The following is a 17,446-nucleotide window of genomic DNA, read 5'->3' as shown; positions in this document are numbered from 1 at the left end:
ATGCTTTCAAATACCTTAATCGGTTTGAATTCGACAGATCAAAATATGAGCAACTTATTTTACCTGTACAATGCCAATTCGTTTCAAACGATGTGGAGACTTCGCATTCCGGCTGCTCTTCCTTATATTATTGCGGGGCTGAAAATCTCCTGTACCTTATCCGTTGTCGGCGCGATCGTCGGTGAGTATATCGCTGGAATCGGCGGGGGGGCAGGCGGACTTGGTTATGCGATTACGTATGCGGCTGCTCGGTTAAAAACAGCGTATTTATTCGCGTGCGGGCTTTCGGCTTCAGCGCTGGGTATTTCCTTTTTCCTCCTGGTAAATGCCTTTTCCAAATGGGTGCTTAGCTCCTGGCATGAATCTGAAATGAAAAAAGACAACTAATGAACACGCCATGAGAAGAGGGTGATCGGACTGCTTGATTTAATTATTCGACAGGTACGTCTTCTGGATGATCCAGAGAATCTTGGCGTTGTCGATGTTGGTGTAAAGGACGGCAGGATTGCCGGAATTGGGGTTATTGCCGAAAAAGGCGAACGAGAGATCGATGGCAGCGGACATCTGCTGCTCCCTCCATTCGTGGAGTCGCATATCCATTTGGACACGGTCCTAACGGCGGGGGAACCCGCTTGGAACGAAAGTGGCACTCTTTTTGAGGGCATCGGCTTATGGCAAAAGCGGAAGCAGTCGCTCACCTACGACGATGTCATGAAGCGTGCGCAGAAAGTGCTGCAGCTGCAATTGGCAGCAGGCATTCTTCATGTTCGCACGCAGGCGGACATTTCGGATCCGAACCTGACGGCGCTGCGGGCGCTTCTGGACCTGCGCGAGCGGGTGAAGCCGCATATGCAGGTGCAGGTAATCGCGTTCCCGCAAGACGGAATTCGCGCTTGCCCGGATAATGAGCATCGGCTGGAACAGGCGCTTGAGCTTGGCGCTGATGGGATCGGCGCCGTTCCGCATCTTGAGCCTACGCGTGAGGAAGGTCTCGCGTCGCTCGACATCGTTTTCCGCTTAGCGAAGAAGCATGGATGCTTCGTCCATGTGTTCTGCGATGAAATGGACGACGAGCATTCCACCTTCCTTGAAAGTACGGCTCACCTGGCCATTCGTTATGGCCTAAGGGAACGTGTTACCGCTGCGCATGCGAATGCTTCCGCCTATTATAGTGAAGCCTACTTTCAGAAAGTGTTAGGCATAACGGCTCGATCCGGCGTGAACGTCGTCTGCTGCCCACTCATCAACGGCGCCATGCAGGGGCGCTTCGACCGCTATCCCAGAGGACGTGGGATAGCCAGAATCAAGGAGATGTGGGCAGCCGGTGTGAATGTTAGCATCGCGCATGATGACATCCAGACGCCATTTTATCCGCTCGGCACTGGAAATATGCTAGCAGCAGCCCACATGGCAGCCCATCTCGCGCATATGACGGGGCGCGAAGAAATCGCAGAGCTTGTGCGCATGGTTACGGTGCGCGCTGCGAAAGTGCTGCAGCTTCAAGAATATGGGCTGGAAGTTGGCCAGCCAGCTTCGTTTATCCTGCTGCCTGGCCGGGATGCCATGGATCTTGTGCGGGTCCAGCCGGCTTGCCGATATGTGATTAGCCATGGCCGTGTTATCGCTGAAACAGAGCCTGCTCGAAGCCACATATATCTTATGTAATAGCCACCCCCTAAATGGTAGGGGGTGGCTATATTTGTTTGACTATTGTTTACTTGGTAAAAGAAGGGAAACTGCGCATCTTGTCGAATTTCATTTATTGTTAAACATTGTAAGTTAAGTTAGGACGAGGATGGTGGAAACATGAAGCGGTTTTTTCAAACGCTTTGGTTATTGGTACTTGTAGCCGTGTTGAGTAGTGTGTTTTTAATAYCGCGCACATTTGCCAACGAATATCCAGATGAAATGAAAACGATTTCAGAGTACTCGATTCTGTGGGGGGATCCATCAGAAGGTTTGGAAAGTGTTATGGCTTCCTCGCCTGAGCGATGGAGGACGGTGAGATATGGCGAAGCTATTCAAAAGAACCCGAAGGACATTACTACTGCGTGGATAAAGATTCAACTGCCGTCGCACATTCCAAAAGATTACGGTCTGTACATACAAGGTATATACGCGCAGCACCTTTCGGTGTACATAGACCAACGATGTTAAGAACCTTTGTGCTTGGGGATTTACAAAATATTATTCTCGGCGGTGCCCTTCTGTTTATTGCTGTAATAGTGTTGATAGGTTCAATATTCTTAAAAAGGGTTCAGCGCACAGACTGGGTTTTAGTTAGTACATTATTTATATCACTTGGTATTATTTTTATTACTTACACCCCATTCATGTATGAAAGTTTTACGAGATATGGAGCACTGTATAGTGCCATGTTTGATATTTCACTTGATGTCTTTTTACCGTCACTTACGTTTTACTTTGAACGCATTTTTGGTAAGGGTAAGTATAAGGTCATTTATTGGCTTAGAAAGTGTCAAACGGTGTATTCCGTGTTTGTAATCATTTGTTTGTTCATTAATATATTAAGTAATTACGAATTTAATAAGTTTTATTTCTTTGTAGCTGTTACGATTTTGGGGATCATTATGATTATTCAGTTTAGTCTACTTATTGGATCATCAATTCTGCTCATGTTCAAAGGGAATAAAGAAGCTGTTATTTTTTCAGTTGGTTTTGCTTCACTTGCTTTTATGAGTACATTGGACCTTGTTCTATATTATATTAATTCACAGAATAAGCAGATTTTCTTATGGAAATGGGGTATTTTAGGATTTATTGTTGCTCTTATTGTGATCCTTGGCAGGCGCTTTGCTATTAATCAGGAACGGATTATTAATTATTCCAAAGAACTTGAGTTTTACAATCATCAACTCCAACAATCCGAAAAAATGGAGATTATAAGTCAATTGGCGGCATCGATTGCTCATGAGGTGAGAAATCCGCTTCAGGTAACAAGAGGTTTTTTGCAACTAGTTGCTTCTCGATCAGATAAGAAGAGTCAGGAATACATGAGGATTGCCATTGAGGAGTTGGATCGAGCCTCCGTCATTATTACGGATTTCTTAACTTTCTCCAAGCCGCAGGGGGAAGAAATTAAGAAATTAAATCTTTTCGAGGAGTTCAGGCAAATTGAAGGTATCATCTTTCCTTTGGTTGCACTGCACAGTGGAAGGATAACCGTCGATGTTCCCGATCATTTGATTATCCAGGGTAATTCATCAAAATTGAAACAGGTACTGATTAATCTAATAAAAAATAGCATTGAAGCTTTTCAGGATGATGGCGTTGTGGACATATGGGCCTACGAAAAAGATGAAGAGGTTTTTATACATATTAAAGATAATGGAGAGGGAATTGAAGCGGCGCATTTGACCCAACTGGGAGTACCTTATTATTCCACCAAAACAAAGGGTACAGGACTTGGGTTAATGGTCTCTTTTCAGATTATCGAGAATATGAAAGGGTATGTCGAGTTTAAAAGTCAAAAAAACGTGGGCACAGAAGTTATTCTTCGCTTTCCATCTAATCATGTTAAATAAAATAGAGGTGCTACGTATGAATTACGCAGCACCTCTATTAAATTCTTTTACCAAGTAAGGGCTACTGCACCCGCCGCCACCAGCACCTTAGCCGGATTCGCCGGAATAACAAGCACAAACTCTGTCGAAGTTTCTTCTACTGCTTTCACTGTGAAATCATCGGGGAGCGTAATACCAAAGCTCTCCTTTAGTGCTGCTTTTGGGTTGGCAAGAAGTTGGTTCTTGAATGCCTCATCTTCCCATGCTTTTTGAATAATTTTCGCTTTTAATTGTTCATTCGATGACATCTTAAGTCACTCCCCTTTAAGTGTAACAGACATGGAAGCCGCTATTTCTGATTATTGGCGACGAAATTGGATGTTATCGGACTGAGGAGGCGTTATTCACTGTTAAACCCCTTGTTATGGGTTGTTTCGAGGTAGATAGCGCCGCACAGGTCCGTTAAATCCTATTTCAAGCTGAAAAGTCATGAATAGGGGCATTACAGTCCGTTAGGCTCAGCGTTCTACACGTGAACCGCTGGGTAATATTCCCAACAAGAGGAGTATAGCATGAATATTCAAAATATTCTATCAAAATTTGCTAGAATCCGACAAATAATAGTATAAACCGCCATTAAGAAGATGATTCCGCTTTTCTTGGATCTCTTTTGCCGTTACCCGCAAACTATCAACAAGACTAAAATGAAAGAGTTGAAGCTCTTTCATTGGTAACTCTAGCGCTAGCAGCTCCTCATGATGCCTAACAGCCACCTCGCTATATCCCTCCAGCCCATCACAAACATATATTTGCTGTTTGACCCACTCTGACGTCAAAGAATCACTCTCTATGCGCATCTCACTCCCCCGCAACCAAGCAACCAAGCAATTATAGGAGCCCTCGTCCAAATCTTCCTCCCAATCCGTCCAGTCATCAAGCATTTGCAGGGTCACAAGCACCTGCTCAACGGCTCCCGTCACGACTGGAATCAGCTCAGCCTGACCAGCGAGAAGCAGCGCTCCTGTGCTGGCGTTTTTGACAGGACTAGCTTTCCAGGCAACCTTCCTTTTGTCCGTGTGAAAGTAATCGCCACTCAGCTCGCCGGCAACTGCGCCTGCCCATTCCAGTACATAAGTCTCGTAATAATGCCAAAAAGGGGAATGCGACGAGAATAACGCTCTATACACCATTTGATACTGCATTTGAAATAAATTCGCCAGCGGCAGCTTGTCCTTATGCTCCCCTTTGGCAGAATCCATAATGTCATCTACAACGAAATAATGAAGCATAACGAACACATTCGCTAAACTCAGCCTTTTGACCACATCGCTCGGCAGATGAGTTATTTCCTGCATCCAATAGGGAAGCAAATAGCAGATATAATTTTTCGTGCTCTTTTCCTGTCGCAGGTCAAATTTCGCGAAATAGGCTAATCCGTGACGATTCAGCGGCTCAGGAAATGCGCGAATAAGATTTTCCGCTTCTGCGAATACCTCATCCATATTGTCCTTGTGCGTAGAGAACCAATCCATAGGTCATATCCCCCTTTATTGGTATATTTTTGAAACAATCGTAGCATGAATACGACATGGTGACAATTTATTTCCATTTTAAAACCCACTGTATCAACGATTTATCACGCCAGTTCACTGAAGTTAAGATTGTTCATACGCCAGACGATAATCGCTTTGGAAATCGAACGAAATGCCTAGTTCGCTGCGTTTTTCCCGCATCAATTTCACCGTAATAGGCTCATGACCTTGAATCAGCTTCCGCAAGACATCTTGTTTTAATGTAAACAAAGAATTTCGCTTATCGGATTCCAGGGATTTCATTTTCGTTACAATACGATCAATTGGGACATAAAGCTTACGAGATAATAGCCAGGAAACCAACAATCCAGCGACTAAAATGGAGGCACCGATGTAAATCGTCGTTGTGCGGATTTTATTGATTTTCTCCGTAAWCGTTTGATAAGGTGTGATACGGATGTACCGCCACTCCAAGGAATCCGGGGCTGTAAAAGTGATTAAGGATTTCTTGTCACCCACCGTATCAATGAAGTAACCGGAGTCTTTACTACTCATAATATGTTTGGCAATGGCTGATTCAGGAGTTAATGCTTCTGCATGATTAGGAAGATCGCCGCTAAGCGTCCTGCCTTTATTATCAATAATATAAGAGCTGTTCGATCCGTTGTTTTGCTGCTTGCCGATATCTTTATTGATCCAGTCCGTTGTGATATTGACGATAATGGCTGAATTGAGCGCATTGTTGTTGCCGATCGCATCATAACAAAGGTACGTGTAGACATTGCTTTTTTGCGAGCTTGATGCACTTTTTAAGTAGGTACGCGGAATGGGCACGAAGGGCTTGATCTCCTGGAAATGATCCAGTACGTTCAAAATATCTTTGTCGACCAGTTCTTCTTTGGTCATTAATCCGTTCTGCCCAGAGTTAGAAGCTATGTACACATAGTTGGCTTTGGGGTTGTAGACATAGATGGAAGCAATGTAAGGCATGGAATTCAAATAATTGTTCAATTCACGCATGGCAGCAGTGGTATCATAGATATCAGGGTTTTCATAAAACATCAGTTTGCTGATATTGCCGTTCCGGTACAATTGAAATGTAAGCGATTGCGCACTTTCCGTCATCGAGATGACTTCGCGGCTCGTTTGGGTTAGATTTTCTAAATCGGTTTGATAGACCTGGTTCAAGTTAATGTTTCTGTAATTCACGAAATAAATCGTTGAGGATACAAGCAGCGTAAGAACCGTACAGAGAATTGTAGTCAGTAAAAGTTTAATGTACAACTTGCGATTGTCTCCGGAAAAATTCACATTCACAGGCGCGCCTCCCCACACGGACTAAGGGTTACAGTGATTTCAAGTAGTAATACCATATCACCCTAATGGAGAACGGCACAAGATGGAATCATACAACATTTATGAACTTATCTGACTATTCGCATTGACAGTAGGGTTATTTTTATATACATTTGAAGCAAATCGATTGTTCACAATATGACTTAGGAAGGAAGCGATCGTATGAGCACCAATGAATTATTAAAACTTGAAAATCAGCTCTGCTTTAGTTTATATGCAAGTTCAAGAGCGATTACACGGATGTATCGTCCTTTCCTTGAAGGTTTGGGAATTACCTATCCGCAGTATTTGGTGCTGCTCGTTCTGTGGGATCAAAAAGAGAGCACCGTCAAGGAGCTTAGCGAGAAGCTGGATCTGGATTCTGGTACGTTGACGCCGATGCTCAAACGGATGGAAACTCAGCAGTTGATTCAGCGGAAAAGGTCAGTCGAAGACGAGCGTGTTGTGAACATTGTCATTACGGAAACGGGACTCTCGCTCTATGAAAGAGCATTGTGCATACCTCAGACGCTGCTTGAATCCAGCGGGCTGTCTCTAGAAGAAATTCACAATTTCAATGTACAATTGAAACGAATCATTGCCAGCGTAAACGCATCAACGAAATAAGAAGCCTTACGGCACTAACGGATTGGAGTTAGAAGTATGCCAAGATTAACGTTCAGAGGAGTATCTGTCGAACAAGTTTGTGGAATAAGTGAGAGCTTAGTTGAACAGCTTGCTGCTATTTGCGAATGTGACACCGATAATTTTACGCTAGAGTGTGTGCAGCATCCAGCTATATTCGGGGGTAAAATCGTTCCAGCCTATCCGTTTGTTGAAGTCGCCTGGTTTGAAAGAGGGGACCAGATCAGGGATGCCGTCGCAACGGCAGTTACGACCCATATCCTTGGGCTCGGCTTGCCTGAGGTTGAAGTTGCTTTTACGACCTACAGCAAGGATGCGTACTACAGCAACGGAACTTCATTTAAGTGAGGATCAGAAATGAGTTATTTTGTTTATATTCTAATTAATAATATTGTGCCGATTTCGATCATGATCGCGATTGGCGCAGTCATGTATCGTGCGTTTCATCTTGATATTAAAACATTATCCAAACTCAATTTCTATGTTTTTTCTCCCGCTATCGTTTTCGTAAAACTGTATGAGTCTGAAATGAATCTGAATGTCATTCTGCAGGTCCTCTTGTTTTTTGCCTTGTTTTTTAGCCTACTTTTTGCAGTGATAGAGATTTATATACGGATTAGAAAAATGCAGCGTGGCATGCGGATTGCCATGCGAAATAGCGTTATTTTCTATAATAGCGCCAATTACGCACTACCGCTTAATCAAACTGTATTCGGCGGGAATGCCTATACCCTTTCTATTCAAATTATCATCATGATTATGCAAAATTTGATTCCTAACACGTACGGGATTTACACGTTAAATGCCCACAAATCAACTTGGAAAGCAACGATGAAGACGATCTTGTCGTTACCCGTCATTTATGCCATTCCGATTGCACTGCTGCTGAGATATTTCCATCTGCCAGTCCCATCTTCCATCCATCTGCCGTTGACGTATATTTCCAACGCTTTCATGGCAACTGCGCTTTTAACACTTGGCGTACAGCTCGGCGGGATGAAGTGGGAATTTCACTTCTCCAATGTGGCTGTCTCGAATATTTTGCGGCTGATTGCGGGACCATTGCTCGGATTTTTTGTCGTGTGGATGCTTGGCATAGAAGGGCTGACTGCACAGGCATTAGTTCTTTCATGTGCTGTTCCAACCTCCCTCAGCAGCGTGCTGCTGGCGATTGAGTATGAGAATGAACCGGAGTTTTCTTCACAAGCTGTGTTTACATCGACCTTGTTTAGTATGTTTACCATCCCAGTCGTCATCTATTTTGTGGGTTTTCTGTGAACATTCTTGGTCATACTGAATAATGCAGGAATTTCGACATTTTCCGGCGAATTGGTAACTAAACTTTACTAATTTAGAGGGGGCAGTTATTGATGAAGTACCAATTTTGCCAGTATGTTACGATTGTGGACATGAATGAAGAAATTTTATCTGAGGTACTGTTTGAGCACGGGGAGTTCCAGTCTAACGCCCTTTCCATCGGTTCTTCCGTTCTGATTTATGAGCTGGGACTCAAACAATTCGAGGTCGTTTATGACAAAAGAGAAGGCAAAATCGCCCGCAATAAAATTTTAGATATTGAGATCGATTTAATTAAACAACCGACAGTTACCAAGGTATACTTGGAGCCAGTACGCCTGATCGTTGGGCAACATGATATCGGCGAAGTGGAATAAATTATAGCTTTAAAGAAGGGAAGATTGGAGACCATGATGAAACTTTTTGTGCTGATCGGCAGCTTGAACGCTTTTCTTTCAGTCGCATTGGGCGCTTTCGGGGCACATATGTTGAAGCAAAAATTAACGCCGGACAAACTAGAGGTTTTTCAAACTGGCGTGCATTATCACATGATTCATGCGGTTGCGCTAATCGCCATTGCCATTTTGTCAGACAAGCTGGGAAATACTTCGATGGTGAATGCTTCCGGATGGGCGATTTTTATCGGAATCATTTTATTCTCCGGTAGTTTGTATGCGCTTAGTTTGACAGGAATCAAATTTTTTGGACCGATTACACCGCTTGGCGGTTTGAGTTTCTTAGTGGGATGGATTCTGCTTGCTATTGCCGCTCTAAAATAATAAAACTGGAAAGAGTCAGGAGAATCCGACTCTTTTTTCTTTATTTTGTGCCCTATTTGCAGGAAAAGCTCGATTTATGTAGAAAGTAGTGAGTAACGGAAATGGATTAAATTACATAGTGACTTGGATGTATGTCGGATGAATCACACAGTGTGACGCTTCCTATTACCTAGAGTGAGATCGTAAGAGGAGGCAAATTTGTGAAAAACCGGCTCTATATTGGCGGATATTTGATTGTCGCCATATTCGTAAGCCTTTACGTAAAGCCGTATGCTGTATGGATATGTGTTCTAACTGCTCTGCCGCTGTTTATTCAGCTGTTGAGGAAAGAAAGGGACATTCAGCACCTATCAAAATCAGATCTGCAGAACCAATCCTATCATCATGTACTGGATTCTTTATTTGAACATAATCCGAATGCGATTGGGATATTTGACCAAGAAGGGACCTTCGTTCGGATTAATGCAGCGGCGGAGACGATCCTCGGATATTCGGCAGCGGAATTGCTGGAGAAACGCTTCAGTCATTTCGTGACGCAAGAGCAGTATGAGCTGACATGCAGTCAACTTCAACTAGCGACGGATGGAGAGCCGCTTACCTTTGAAACTTCCGTGTCGCACAAAAGCGGCTATCGGGTTGACTTGCACGCAACGGCCGTTCCTGTTCAACTGAACATAGGTGTTAAGGGCTTTATACTCATTTGTCAGGATATAACGGAACGCAAGCGCGGAGATGAACAAGTCCGGTATATGGCTTATTATGATGACATGACGGGGCTACCCAATAGGCGCATGTTTAGAGACCACCTAAATGAGCGATTGAGTTTGGCTAGATCAGTAGAGCAGCGGGTTGCCGTCTTTTATCTAGATATTGATAGATTCAAATTAGTCAACGACAGTTTCGGCTACGATTATGGCAATATGCTGCTTCTGCAGCTTGCAGAACGCTTCACAAGATGCATCACCGAAAATGATTACTTGGCGCGAACGGAAGGCGATGAATTTGCCTTTTTCTACACGAATGTAGCTGACTCTAATGATGTCATTGCTGTCATTGCGGAGATTAATCGCGTCTTGGAAAAACCATTTGTTCTTGAGCAGTATGAGCTGCATATTACAGCAAGCATCGGTGTCGCCATCTCAACGGCAGATGGTGAAGATGCAGAGACACTGATGAAATACGCTGACATTGCGCTCGCCAGAGCGAAAGAGAAAGGGCGCAATGATTTCCAAATTTTCAACTCTGATATGAAATCCGTATCCATCAATCGCCTCAAGCTGGAGAATGAGCTTCGCAGAGCGATCGCTGGGGAGGAGTTTGTTTTATTCTATCAACCACAGGTTGATATTGAGACTGGGCGCATAGTCGGTGTAGAGGCGTTGATTCGTTGGAATCACCCTGAGAAAGGGCTGATCTCGCCGAACTATTTCATTTCCTTTGCGGAAGAATCCGGGTTGATCGTGCCGATCGGGGAATGGGTACTGCGCGCGGCGTGCAAGCAAAATAAAGCTTGGCAAAATCAAGGTTTCCCGAAGATGCCGATTTCCGTAAATCTGTCGATGCGACAGTTTTTCCAGCATAACCTGAAGGGCAAAATCTCTCATGTGCTGGAACAAACAGGACTTGATCCGCAGTATTTGGAGCTTGAAATTACCGAAAGCATGACCATGGATGTTGATCACGCGATTCAATCTCTGCTGGAGCTCAAGGAGCTAGGTGTTCACGTGAGCATTGATGATTTCGGGACCGGCTACAGCTCCTTATATTATTTGAAGAAATTCCCGATTGATAAGCTGAAAATTGATCGTTCCTTTGTCCGTGACATTATGGTGGATCCCAATGACGCGGCCATCGTAACAACGATTATCGCAATGACGCACCATCTGAACTTGAAAGTCATTGCTGAAGGTGTAGAAACGGAAGAACAGCTGCACTTCCTGCATCAGAACCGCTGCAATGAAGTACAGGGCTATTGGTTCAGCCCGCCAGTGAACGCAGTTGAACTGGAGAATATGCTAAATCATGGCGTTCATGCCGCGGCATCGGGCAACTAATGTAAAGAGGATGTCCCTAGTAGGGACATCCTCTTTGTGTTAGAAAGCGACGTAATCGTCGATTTCATTTAGTCGGAATGAGTAAACTTTCTTCTCATCCACGTGATATACGGCAACGTTCTGATTGCTGCTGTCATAATTCAAAATCCGGCAGGGAAGATTGAGTTTAATGCCCTGCCCTTTGATAACGGTTAGTCGAATCAATGTGTTATTTGCTTTGAAGCCTTCTAGCTGCGTGATAATGTGATCGGCCGCTCCGCTTGGCGCTGTTGACTTCATCGTTGGCGCGGGAGTTGCAGGCGGGGGTGAAGTTACTGCCTTTTTGCCAGTATATGAAGGAGGCGTGCTCACTTTTTTCGTTGTATTCAATTCAATTAATTTACCGAGCTCGATGCCCTTGAGGATTTGATAATCTTTGACCGTCTGTGCGTTAAGAAGTTGAAGGAGCTTTTCCATCGCAAGCCCATTAGAAGCCTCTTCAATTAAAATTTCTACAGTGAATAAATGACCTGTGTGGTTAGGTTTACCTTGACTCATATGGCCTCCTTGCAGCCTAGAAATTGCTCATGTCCTAACTATATCATGTTATGATATCCAAATATAGATTGGTTTTTCATTCGTGCAACTTTTGTATACAAAAGAGGAGGAACTTATGTCAAACAAAACGAACGCCTGCCGAATCCTCGATTCYCTCCATATTGCTTATTCGCTACACGAATATGAGTGGGATGAAAATCAGTTGGATGCCACTACCGTTGCCGCCAAAGTGGGCCTTAAGCCTAGCCAGTTATATAAAACTCTCATTTTAAAAGGGGATAAAACAGGTGTTCTTGCAGCCTGCATTCCCGGTGATCAGGAACTGAACTTAAAGAGCCTCGCTTCAGTAAGTGGAAATAAGAAAATTGAAATGGTGCCTGTGAAAGACATCCAATCACTTACAGGTTATATTCGGGGCGGCGTATCCCCCTTGGGCATGAAGAAGAAGTACCCGTTTTACTTGCATGCCTCTGTCGAGTCGTTGGAATTGGTAAGTATTAGCGGTGGCCGACGCGGGTTGCAGATTTTCCTGCAAGGGCGGGATTTGGTGGTCGCCTCTGAGGGGCGGCTTGTGGATATAGCTTATTAGACAAGGGACTCGAAGGAGCTGGGCGCATCGTCGTGGCTCGGGGAGAGCGCTAACGGACCTCAGTGCCGTTATTTGCGATAAATAGCCCTCTTCGCAAATCTAACGGACTCCAGAGTCGTTATTTGATCGATTTACTGCCAAATTTCATGCTAATCATGTGAATAGCTGCTGTGGTGTCCGTTAGAATCTGAAAACGCCTTATTTGCTGCGAATAAGGGCTGCTCTGTCCGTTAGCTTTTCATGCTGCTAAGAGTGAACGGTGCTGCACGAGTTACATAGGAGGTTCGCGAAAATGAATGAAAGGAACCAACAATTGACTAGTATACTTCAGAAAGTTCGTGACCAAGTGAATTCTCCGACTACTGATGTCACATGGTCAAAATATGATTCACTCGAACACTTACTTCAATTCTTGGATAGTCTTATAAAAAAGACGAAAGAGAATGAGGAATCTATTATAGAAGACTTAAAGATATTACTTGCCCCAACAGGCTCATTACAAGAAATTTCTATAAGTAGTGGATGGTCTAACGAATTTCTAGAGCTATCTCACAGGTTTGATCAATTACTTTAGATAATTAACCGCCTTGTACTATCGCTTGGTTATTAACCTCGATCCTGCCACCGACCATTCGGGTTTCGCCTTTTGCTTCTTATGGACTTAAACTTTCGTACCCACCAAAATTCTTTTTCCACTAAACATCACACCGTACTAGCCGCATGCGCATATACTACCGTAAGACTGCAAAGAGGAGCTGTGCAGAGCATGATGCGCGTAGAACCTATTCTCCTTGAGGGACATACTGYAATTGCGATAGAGGTTAAATTGCCCAAGACGACGCTGCTGGTAGTAACGACAGATAAAGGATATATAATGTGCGGTGCATTAGATGTCGCACTGCTCAACGAGCGTTTGAGCGAACGCAACATTGTCGCGGCAAGAGCAACTGGCGTCCGCACGATTGAAGAGCTTCTGGAAGCACCGCTTGAATCGGTGACGTACACGGCGGAAGACCTGGGCATTTATGCTGGAATGACGGGAAGGGAAGCCATTTTGAAAATGATGTAAGGGTCGGCATACGACGACAGCAACTATGGAAATTGAACGCTTCGGATCATGAGATCCGGGCGTTTTCTATTTTTAATCGGTAAAAAGAACAAAGGTAGTCTGCTTCTATTGTGCAAAAAACCAAAAATGAATAAGAATAGCGATTACCTGTAATTTCCTGAGTATTTTTCTAATCGCAGACGTTGTCATTTTATTGACCAGATGTTAAAATATGATTCGTTCCATACATAGCACGGGGGGAATTTTAATGAAAAAAATATCTTTTTTTGTATTGACAGCAGCTCTAGTAATCGGTTTAACAGGTTGTGGGGCTAAAGATACCGGCGCTGGCGGCACGAAGTACAAGTTTGCGACAGATGCTGCTTATGCACCAATGGAATATATGGACAAAGACAAGATGACCGGTTTTGACATCGATTTTCTTGCAGAAGTTATGAAAGAAGCAGGACTTTCCTACGATGTAACGAATACTGGTTGGGATACAATGCTTACCAGTGTTAAACAAGGAAAAGAGTATCAAGGTGGTATTTCCAGCGTTTCGATTACAGATGAGCGTAAACAATCGTATGACTACTCCATCCCGTATTTTGAATCGACTAACATGATCCTTGTCAAAGAAGGCAGCCCAATCAAAAGCGCGACAGACCTGAAGGACAAGAAGGTTGCTGTTCAAATCTCTACGACAGCAGATACGCTGATGAGCAAAATCTTGGGCGATAAGAACCCATCCTTGAAACGTCTTGATAACAACACGCTTGCGCTGTTGGAACTTGAAAATAACGGTGTAGACGCGGTTGTCGCGGATATCGCCATTGTTCGTGAATATGTGAAAAATAATCCGAACAAAAAGTTAGTTACAATTTCCGATCCTAAGAACTTTGAGTCCGAATACTACGGTATTCTGCTTCCTAAAGGCAGCGAGCTTAAAGCGAAAATTGACCCAGCAATCAAAAAAGTGATTGAAAATGGGGCATATGCAAAAGTGTACAAAAAATGGTTCGGTCAAGAGCCTGACACGAAAAAATTACTTGAACAAAAATAATAAGAGAAGCAGCATGCGTGACTTCAATCCTACGCATGCTGTTGTTCTGTTATTAGCATAATAAGGTAAGAAAGGAAGTGCGGAATGGAGTTTCGTTTTGACATTATTATTGAATATATACCGCTTTTATTAAAAGGCACGCTCTGGACCATTGGGATATCCATTCTGTCCATCTGCTTCGGTTCCGTGCTGGGGCTGGCTGTTGGATTAGGCAAAATGTCTCACCGTGGATACTTAAGATGGCCAACTAGCATATATGTGAACTTTTTCCGCGGTACACCGTTGTTGGTACAGATTTTGCTCGTACATTTCGGGGTCGTTCCCTTGTTTCTCGGTACAACCAATGCCATCATTGCTTCCATTGTTGCTTTATCTTTGAACTCCGCAGGATATATGGCCGAAATCTTCAGGGCAGGTATTCAGTCCATCGATAAAGGCCAAACCGAAGCCGCGCATTCCCTAGGGATGACACATTATCAAACGATGAAAAAGGTCATTTTGCCGCAAGCGATTAAGCGGATGATTCCTCCTTTTGGGAATGAGTTTATCGTGTTGATTAAGGATTCCTCACTGTTTGCGGTTATCGCCGCGCCAGAATTGATGTATTGGTCCAATGCGATGCGCAGCCAATATTTCGCTGTGTGGGAGCCTTACCTGACTGCTGCTTTCATTTATTTCATCCTCACTTATTCTCTAAGCAAGCTGCTTAGCTATGTGGAAAGGAGAGTGTAGAGATATGACCGCGATGATTGAAGTTAGAAATCTTAAAAAAGCATTCGGCAATAACGTGGTTTTGCGTGATATTTCTGCAGATATTCAGCACCAAGAGGTTTTGGTTGTGATTGGTCCTTCTGGATCGGGGAAATCAACGTTTCTGCGTTGTCTGAACCTTTTGGAGCAGCCTAATGGCGGTTCCATCAAGATTGAGGGCAAGGACATTACGGATCCGACGAATAAAATCAATGAGATCCGCATGGAGCTCGGCATGGTGTTCCAGCGTTTTCACTTGTTCCCGCATATGAAGGTTATTGATAATATTATGCTCGCGCCGATTCAAGTGCGTAAATGGTCGGAGGATAAAGCGCGCAAAAAAGCGTTGGAGCTCCTAACGAAAGTTGGGCTAGCCGATAAAGCTGATGCTTATCCAGATTCGCTTTCCGGAGGTCAAGCGCAGCGTGTTGCGATTGCTCGCGCACTAGCGATGGAGCCGAAGATTATGCTGTTCGATGAACCGACATCCGCTTTGGATCCCGAAATGGTCGGCGAGGTGCTGGCGGTTATGAAGCAGCTGGCTAAGGAAGGGATGACGATGGTTGTCGTTACCCACGAAATGGGCTTCGCTCGCGAAGTTGGCGACCGCGTTATGTTCATGGAGCAAGGTGTAATTGTAGAAGAAGGCAAACCTAAGCAAATCTTCGAAAACCCGCAACAAGAGCGGACAAAGTCCTTTTTGTCCAAAGTGCTTTAGTACGGTGAATGAGAATAGTAGAAAATAGGGGGCTATCTCATTGGGTCAGAAATATGACCTGAGGGGTGGCCTCTTTTTTGTCAAACTGAGCTGGGAGTGGGGGGACGGGGGGACAGACAGCGAATCGGAACTACAGTCCCTTATTTCCTCTGATTCGGACGATTTACCCAATAGATCGGAACTATGGTCCGCTAATTTGTGCCAATGTGGCTATAATGTAAGCTTTTAAGAGAAATAAGACCCTGTAGTTCCCCATCAGCTGCAACTACGCATCGTATATGTTTTCGCATCCGCCACGTCGTGTACAGCCTCTCTTTTATGTGTATCTTTTTGGTAAAAGATAGATTTATAATGAGATAACTATCAACTGCAACATGAAAAGGTGATGTATGCGATCGCTGCTCAGACATATATTTAATCGCTTTCAATTTCGTGTGCTTCTCTATATGTTTCTGATTATTTCAATTCCCGTAATCTCGGGCATGTATGTATTTCATCAGCAATTTTCCGCATACAGCAAGAAAGAGTTCACTCTTGCAGCGGATCAAAAGCACGATCAAATGATTGCTGCCATCTATCAGGGACTGCTCAACGCATCAGAAATAACGCACCGAGTTACTGAGGAATATGGCGTTGTAACCTTAGTCAAAATGAAGGACGATGCTTCCCAACAAGGAAGGGAATTGAATGAATATACGAACAGCTTGCTGTCCGATCAAATGCTACAGAACCGTTATCTGGAACAGGTTTGCTTGACCTTGCAGACATCGAATCGAACGTTATGTGCTCAGAGCGCAGAGGGAACAGGGATGCTGGATACACGTATCCGAAGTGCAGAGAAACGTTTTGAACCAGTAATTGCTGAAAATAGTAAACTCGATGCTTACTTGCTGACCTACACGGAGTCGATCAGGGACAAGTCAGGCTTGCAGGAACTTGGAAGGGTAACGCTATGGGTTAATATGAACAAGTTAATGAAGGAAGTATCCGCCAAGAGTACTTCTCAAGCCTATGTTCTGATGGATCAGAATAATAAAGTGGTTTATCGGAATGGCTTATATACGGGAGAAGAATTGCAGAGCGTAGGGCGTGAAGCTGACTATTTGCATACGGATGATTCGGTTCTTCATTCTGCGAAACACGTGGATATGATCGGGGGAGTTCAGTGGACATCTTACTATGAAACCAAGATTCCATCGTTTACTTCAGCGTTTCCTTATTATCGCGCTTGGTTGATGGCTTTATTTGCTCTTGTTGTTGTGCTCAGTGCAGGCAGCTCCCTCTTGTTCATGACTTATGTAACGAGACCTCTTTATGTGTTAAAAGCTTTGATGAACCGAGCGGAGCTTGGCGATTTGAGAGCGTATTGGACTTCCAAAAGCTCCACGGAATGGGCGCATTTAGGTCAAAGCTATAATCAAATGTTGAATCGGCTCGAAGACCTTATTAAGCAGGTAAAAAGAGAGGAATCGCTGAAAAAGGAAGCAGAAATGGAAGCGCTCCATTATCAGCTAAATCCACATTTTCTCTACAATACTTTGAATACGATCAAATGGGTTGCAAAAATACATAAAAC

The 17,446-nt window shown here is 43.9% G+C and carries 21 protein-coding genes; 17 read left to right on the top strand and 4 right to left on the bottom strand.

Annotated features, from left to right (window positions below):
* The 4 genes from AC1DUA_RS03075 to AC1DUA_RS03060 all read left to right on the top strand — a co-directional run.
* The coding region (locus tag AC1DUA_RS03075; protein ID WP_477498336.1) for an ABC transporter permease at positions 1–387 on the top strand (387 nt) is incomplete at its 5' end.
* 21 nt (positions 388–408) lie between these two features.
* A complete protein-coding gene (locus AC1DUA_RS03070; protein WP_477498335.1) occupies positions 409–1,665 on the top strand; it encodes an amidohydrolase family protein in 1,257 nt (418 codons plus the stop codon).
* Between the two features lie 141 nt (positions 1,666–1,806).
* Complete coding sequence (locus tag AC1DUA_RS03065) at positions 1,807–2,157, top strand: hypothetical protein (protein WP_477498334.1); 351 nt, start codon at positions 1,807–1,809, stop codon at positions 2,155–2,157.
* The gene (locus AC1DUA_RS03060) at positions 2,151–3,545 is read left to right on the top strand and encodes an ATP-binding protein (protein WP_477498333.1); all 1,395 of its coding nucleotides are present in this window, start codon (positions 2,151–2,153) and stop codon (positions 3,543–3,545) included. The genes AC1DUA_RS03065 and AC1DUA_RS03060 overlap by 7 nt, the downstream gene beginning before the upstream one ends.
* 47 nt (positions 3,546–3,592) lie before the next feature.
* Here the strand turns inward: AC1DUA_RS03060 and AC1DUA_RS03055 are convergent, their stop codons facing one another.
* From AC1DUA_RS03055 to AC1DUA_RS03045, 3 genes are all read right to left on the bottom strand, one after another.
* On the bottom strand, positions 3,593–3,832 hold the full coding sequence (locus AC1DUA_RS03055) for an NHLP leader peptide family RiPP precursor (RefSeq protein WP_477498332.1): 240 nt from the start codon (positions 3,830–3,832) through the stop codon (positions 3,593–3,595).
* Between the two features lie 285 nt (positions 3,833–4,117).
* Positions 4,118–5,056, bottom strand: a complete 939-nt coding sequence (locus AC1DUA_RS03050) for a hypothetical protein (protein WP_477498331.1) — start codon at positions 5,054–5,056, stop codon at positions 4,118–4,120.
* A 123-nt stretch (positions 5,057–5,179) separates the two neighbouring features.
* Complete coding sequence (locus AC1DUA_RS03045; protein WP_477498330.1) at positions 5,180–6,373, bottom strand: cache domain-containing protein; 1,194 nt, start codon at positions 6,371–6,373, stop codon at positions 5,180–5,182.
* 201 nt (positions 6,374–6,574) lie between these two features.
* Here AC1DUA_RS03045 and AC1DUA_RS03040 point away from each other — a divergent pair, with 201 nt between their 5' ends.
* The 6 genes from AC1DUA_RS03040 (at position 6,575) to AC1DUA_RS03015 (ending at position 11,165) form a co-directional block, all read left to right on the top strand.
* Positions 6,575–7,018 (top strand): MarR family winged helix-turn-helix transcriptional regulator, encoded by a 444-nt coding sequence (locus AC1DUA_RS03040; RefSeq protein WP_477498329.1) that lies wholly within the window; start codon positions 6,575–6,577, stop codon positions 7,016–7,018.
* 36 nt (positions 7,019–7,054) lie between these two features.
* Positions 7,055–7,384: a DUF1904 family protein gene (locus AC1DUA_RS03035; RefSeq protein WP_477498328.1), complete on the top strand. Its 330-nt coding sequence runs from the start codon at positions 7,055–7,057 to the stop codon at positions 7,382–7,384.
* A 9-nt stretch (positions 7,385–7,393) separates the two neighbouring features.
* Positions 7,394–8,314: an AEC family transporter gene (locus AC1DUA_RS03030; RefSeq protein WP_477498327.1), complete on the top strand. Its 921-nt coding sequence runs from the start codon at positions 7,394–7,396 to the stop codon at positions 8,312–8,314.
* A 92-nt stretch (positions 8,315–8,406) separates the two neighbouring features.
* Positions 8,407–8,709: a hypothetical protein gene (locus tag AC1DUA_RS03025; protein ID WP_477498326.1), complete on the top strand. Its 303-nt coding sequence runs from the start codon at positions 8,407–8,409 to the stop codon at positions 8,707–8,709.
* Between the two features lie 36 nt (positions 8,710–8,745).
* Positions 8,746–9,111: a DUF423 domain-containing protein gene (locus AC1DUA_RS03020; RefSeq protein WP_477498338.1), complete on the top strand. Its 366-nt coding sequence runs from the start codon at positions 8,746–8,748 to the stop codon at positions 9,109–9,111.
* Positions 9,112–9,311: 200 nt separating this feature from the next.
* Positions 9,312–11,165, top strand: a complete 1,854-nt coding sequence (locus AC1DUA_RS03015) for a putative bifunctional diguanylate cyclase/phosphodiesterase (protein ID WP_477498325.1) — start codon at positions 9,312–9,314, stop codon at positions 11,163–11,165.
* Positions 11,166–11,204: 39 nt separating this feature from the next.
* On the opposite strand, the gene AC1DUA_RS03010 is transcribed toward AC1DUA_RS03015, so the two are convergent.
* On the bottom strand, positions 11,205–11,702 hold the full coding sequence (locus AC1DUA_RS03010) for a hypothetical protein (RefSeq protein WP_477498324.1): 498 nt from the start codon (positions 11,700–11,702) through the stop codon (positions 11,205–11,207).
* 115 nt (positions 11,703–11,817) lie between these two features.
* Between AC1DUA_RS03010 and ybaK the strand changes: the two genes are divergently transcribed.
* The 7 genes from ybaK to AC1DUA_RS02975 form a co-directional block, all read left to right on the top strand.
* On the top strand, positions 11,818–12,291 hold the full coding sequence (gene ybaK / locus AC1DUA_RS03005) for a Cys-tRNA(Pro) deacylase (RefSeq protein ID WP_477498323.1): 474 nt from the start codon (positions 11,818–11,820) through the stop codon (positions 12,289–12,291).
* Positions 12,292–12,583: 292 nt separating this feature from the next.
* Positions 12,584–12,865 carry a hypothetical protein gene (locus AC1DUA_RS03000; protein WP_477498322.1) on the top strand — a complete coding sequence of 94 codons (282 nt, stop codon included), beginning with the start codon at positions 12,584–12,586 and terminating at the stop codon, positions 12,863–12,865.
* 192 nt (positions 12,866–13,057) lie between these two features.
* Complete coding sequence (locus tag AC1DUA_RS02995; protein WP_477498321.1) at positions 13,058–13,360, top strand: YunC family protein; 303 nt, start codon at positions 13,058–13,060, stop codon at positions 13,358–13,360.
* A gap of 247 nt (positions 13,361–13,607) precedes the next feature.
* Positions 13,608–14,402, top strand: a complete 795-nt coding sequence (locus tag AC1DUA_RS02990) for a basic amino acid ABC transporter substrate-binding protein (protein ID WP_477498320.1) — start codon at positions 13,608–13,610, stop codon at positions 14,400–14,402.
* Positions 14,403–14,486: 84 nt separating this feature from the next.
* On the top strand, positions 14,487–15,134 hold the full coding sequence (locus tag AC1DUA_RS02985; RefSeq protein ID WP_477498319.1) for an amino acid ABC transporter permease: 648 nt from the start codon (positions 14,487–14,489) through the stop codon (positions 15,132–15,134).
* Positions 15,135–15,147: 13 nt separating this feature from the next.
* Positions 15,148–15,870, top strand: coding sequence for an amino acid ABC transporter ATP-binding protein (locus tag AC1DUA_RS02980; protein WP_477498337.1), 723 nt, complete (start codon positions 15,148–15,150; stop codon positions 15,868–15,870).
* Positions 15,871–16,259: 389 nt separating this feature from the next.
* A partial coding sequence (locus AC1DUA_RS02975; RefSeq protein ID WP_477498318.1) for a sensor histidine kinase occupies positions 16,260–17,446 on the top strand: 1,187 nt, incomplete at its 3' end.

This window comes from Paenibacillus sp. 01T422 (assembly GCF_056398785.1).
Note: the sequence above shows the minus strand (reverse complement) of the source record. Positions and strands in the feature narration are given on the sequence as shown.

Excerpts from the sequence above, each read along its gene's own strand:
- AC1DUA_RS03060 (WP_477498333.1), top strand. The coding sequence starts at position 2,151 with ATGTTAAGAACCTTTGTGCTTGGGGATTTACAAAATATTATTCTCGGC.
- AC1DUA_RS03055 (WP_477498332.1), bottom strand. The coding sequence starts at position 3,832 with ATGTCATCGAATGAACAATTAAAAGCGAAAATTATTCAAAAAGCATGG.
- AC1DUA_RS03050 (WP_477498331.1), bottom strand. The coding sequence starts at position 5,056 with ATGGATTGGTTCTCTACGCACAAGGACAATATGGATGAGGTATTCGCA.
- AC1DUA_RS03040 (WP_477498329.1), top strand. The coding sequence starts at position 6,575 with ATGAGCACCAATGAATTATTAAAACTTGAAAATCAGCTCTGCTTTAGT.
- AC1DUA_RS03035 (WP_477498328.1), top strand. The coding sequence starts at position 7,055 with ATGCCAAGATTAACGTTCAGAGGAGTATCTGTCGAACAAGTTTGTGGA.
- AC1DUA_RS03030 (WP_477498327.1), top strand. The coding sequence starts at position 7,394 with ATGAGTTATTTTGTTTATATTCTAATTAATAATATTGTGCCGATTTCG.
- AC1DUA_RS03025 (WP_477498326.1), top strand. The coding sequence starts at position 8,407 with ATGAAGTACCAATTTTGCCAGTATGTTACGATTGTGGACATGAATGAA.
- AC1DUA_RS03020 (WP_477498338.1), top strand. The coding sequence starts at position 8,746 with ATGAAACTTTTTGTGCTGATCGGCAGCTTGAACGCTTTTCTTTCAGTC.
- AC1DUA_RS03010 (WP_477498324.1), bottom strand. The coding sequence starts at position 11,702 with ATGAGTCAAGGTAAACCTAACCACACAGGTCATTTATTCACTGTAGAA.
- AC1DUA_RS03000 (WP_477498322.1), top strand. The coding sequence starts at position 12,584 with ATGAATGAAAGGAACCAACAATTGACTAGTATACTTCAGAAAGTTCGT.
- AC1DUA_RS02990 (WP_477498320.1), top strand. The coding sequence starts at position 13,608 with ATGAAAAAAATATCTTTTTTTGTATTGACAGCAGCTCTAGTAATCGGT.
- AC1DUA_RS02985 (WP_477498319.1), top strand. The coding sequence starts at position 14,487 with ATGGAGTTTCGTTTTGACATTATTATTGAATATATACCGCTTTTATTA.
- AC1DUA_RS02980 (WP_477498337.1), top strand. The coding sequence starts at position 15,148 with ATGATTGAAGTTAGAAATCTTAAAAAAGCATTCGGCAATAACGTGGTT.